This is a genomic window from Microcystis sp. M53602_WE12 (genome assembly GCF_030065455.1).
GTDB classification, from domain to species: Bacteria; Cyanobacteriota; Cyanobacteriia; order Cyanobacteriales; family Microcystaceae; genus Microcystis; species Microcystis aeruginosa.
Genome location: NZ_JASJFB010000009.1, coordinates 1 through 2,318 on the forward strand (window position 1 = coordinate 1; position 2,318 = coordinate 2,318).

1 protein-coding gene and 3 pseudogenes are annotated in these 2,318 nt (G+C 38.4%); all 4 read right to left on the reverse strand.

The genetic code is table 11. The annotated features are described in order from the left end of the window. Window positions 1-260, reverse strand: a pseudogene (locus PX482_RS00270) (hypothetical protein); the annotation flags it as partial. A 50-nt stretch (window positions 261-310) separates the two neighbouring features. Beyond that, a pseudogene (locus PX482_RS00275) lies at window positions 311-376 on the reverse strand (DUF4351 domain-containing protein); the annotation flags it as partial. 74 nt (window positions 377-450) lie between these two features. Next, the gene (locus tag PX482_RS00280; RefSeq protein ID WP_002761784.1) at window positions 451-1,875 is read right to left on the reverse strand and encodes a carotenoid oxygenase family protein; all 1,425 of its coding nucleotides are present in this window, start codon (window positions 1,873-1,875) and stop codon (window positions 451-453) included. 116 nt (window positions 1,876-1,991) lie between these two features. Beyond that, a pseudogene (locus PX482_RS00285) lies at window positions 1,992-2,318 on the reverse strand (Uma2 family endonuclease); the annotation flags it as partial.

Below are 2,318 nucleotides of genomic sequence, written 5' to 3' on the forward strand. Positions count from 1 at the left end.
TGACTTTGAATTTCAATATGAATCAAAATCCACACTTCTTCACCCCTGAGTAACCAGACTTTATAGAGTTTGTCAGCGAAACGTTTTTTTGTCTTTGCTGAAGCGGTAATCCGTTTGAGTTCTTTTTCTAGGGATTCGGGAATTTTTGTCCAATCAATCAATTGGTGAACTTCAGGAAAAAAGAAGCATAAAAACGCTTCAAAATACTCGCTTAATGCTTCTTTCCAGGGTTCATCATAATTGGCGGTTGTTTGTTTCATTATGACAATTTTAGTGGGTTGTTGTCAGAAGGTGAACGCTAACATAAGAACTAAGCAGTTAAAGTATTTAACCAATTGATTAAATCTTCAACCGTAGAGAAATCGAATAAAGCTTCTCTCTCACAAGTCCAGAAAACGGGTTTCTCGAAGAAACCCATTTTCTAAATAGTTTCTCGCAGAAACCCGTTTTCTAAATATTGCCTTTTTCTGATTTTTCTTGCCAAGTACCATGAAAACTGGGAGGGATAACACTGGGTAATTGCAGACAGCAAAGGGGTTCTTTTTCTAACTGCTGACTGTCATAGATTCTCCCTTGGCTGCTGTGATTATTGCCGTCGTAAACCACGACGATTAACCATCCCGTTTCTGGAGATAAACCATCGCAGACAAAAATCGGTTCACTGCCATAACAGTTGCTTTCTAGATAAGCAATAGTTAACTTACCTGTGGAGTGATTATAACAAGCGGGAAGTCCGATAATTTCCCGACGAATATCGCTATCGGGACGATGGACAGCTAAAAAAGTATTTTGCCATTTTTGTCCCACCAGTTGCGGGGAAACCACGGGAAAATCACAGCTTAAATCCGAGAGAATTTCCTGATTAATCACCTTTGCTGATAGGGGATTGATGGTGACACTTGCCAATTTTCCGATGGCTAAAGTTTCGGTTTCACCCGTGGCAACTTCTTTTAAAAATTGATTAGTTTTAAAGTCATCATAACGGACAAAAACAATTTCAAGATTGCCTTGCTCATTCACACAACCATTAGCAAAGTGCCATTGAAACCATGAATCGGTAACACTTTCACTGACTAATTGCAGAGAATCTCGATCAAAAATTAGTATTCTTGTTCCTAATTCTGGCTGCCACTGCATAGCATCACTAAAAGTTTTAAATCCCAACAGTATCGATAATTTATCCGCTTTTATCGGTGGAACGAAAAAGACGAGATACTGTCCTGCTAAAACAAAGTCATGCAGCAGAGACAATCTATCTAACTCAAAAGTATTTTTCTGGATAATTTCACCAGTGGAGTCAGACTTATAGAGATTTAAACTAACTTTAGCACCGATTGTCACCCCGAAATTAAAAATCTCTCCTCTGGACAAATCTAGCTTAGGATGAGCGGAAAAAGTTTCCTTTGCTTGTAAGCTAGATAAATTATCTAAACCTAGAGTTTCTAAAGATTGTAAATCTAATTTATGGGGAAAACCCCCTTCCCAGAGAGCTAATAATTTATCGGGTAAAGCTAACACCGAGGTGTTAGCGGCATTTTTTACCTCTTTTCCCCAATTATTCCAAAAGAAGCCGGGGGCATTCATGCCATAATTAGGAAATAAATATTGATTAGCGGCGCTTTCTTGCTGATAACCGGCAGTCTGAACATAACGATAGGTGGCACTGGCTCCCTTATCATGAAAATGTACAGCTAAAACTGCCCCATCTCCGTCAAACCAATGACCAACTTTTTGCTTACCTCTTTCTAATCTCCCCGGACCATTGCGATAGAGACTACCCCGCAATCCATCGGGAATTTTCCCAGATAATAGGGTTAATTGGGTTTCAGAAAATTCCACTGCTGGTTTTTCTAAAGATTTTGCCCAAGCTTTCATAGATTTGCTTTTTTAGTGATTACATAGTTGAGTATAGCCCTAGACTAGGTTCAATGACAATAATTTCGGCAGTTTACCAGTTAATTAGTATTCGTCACAACCCATCAATTATATCATTATAAAGTATCGGGATCAATTCCCAGAGAACGGATATATTCGGCTAAACGTTGAGATTTTAAACGCTCTTGTTCTAACCTTTGAGATAACTCAAGAGAAGTCAAAAATTTCTGACCATCTAAACTATAAATTTCTAACCCATCTTCTCTCAATTCAAATCGGATTTTTAACCGAGGACTAACCCATCCCTTAATCTCAGGTATAGAGCTTAATAGTCCTTCCTGTCTCAACCATCCTTGAAAATTATGAGAATCGGGATCATAGAGATAGTATTCTTCCACTCCATAACGTTGATAAAACAGTAGTTTTCGCTCCATTTCTTCTAA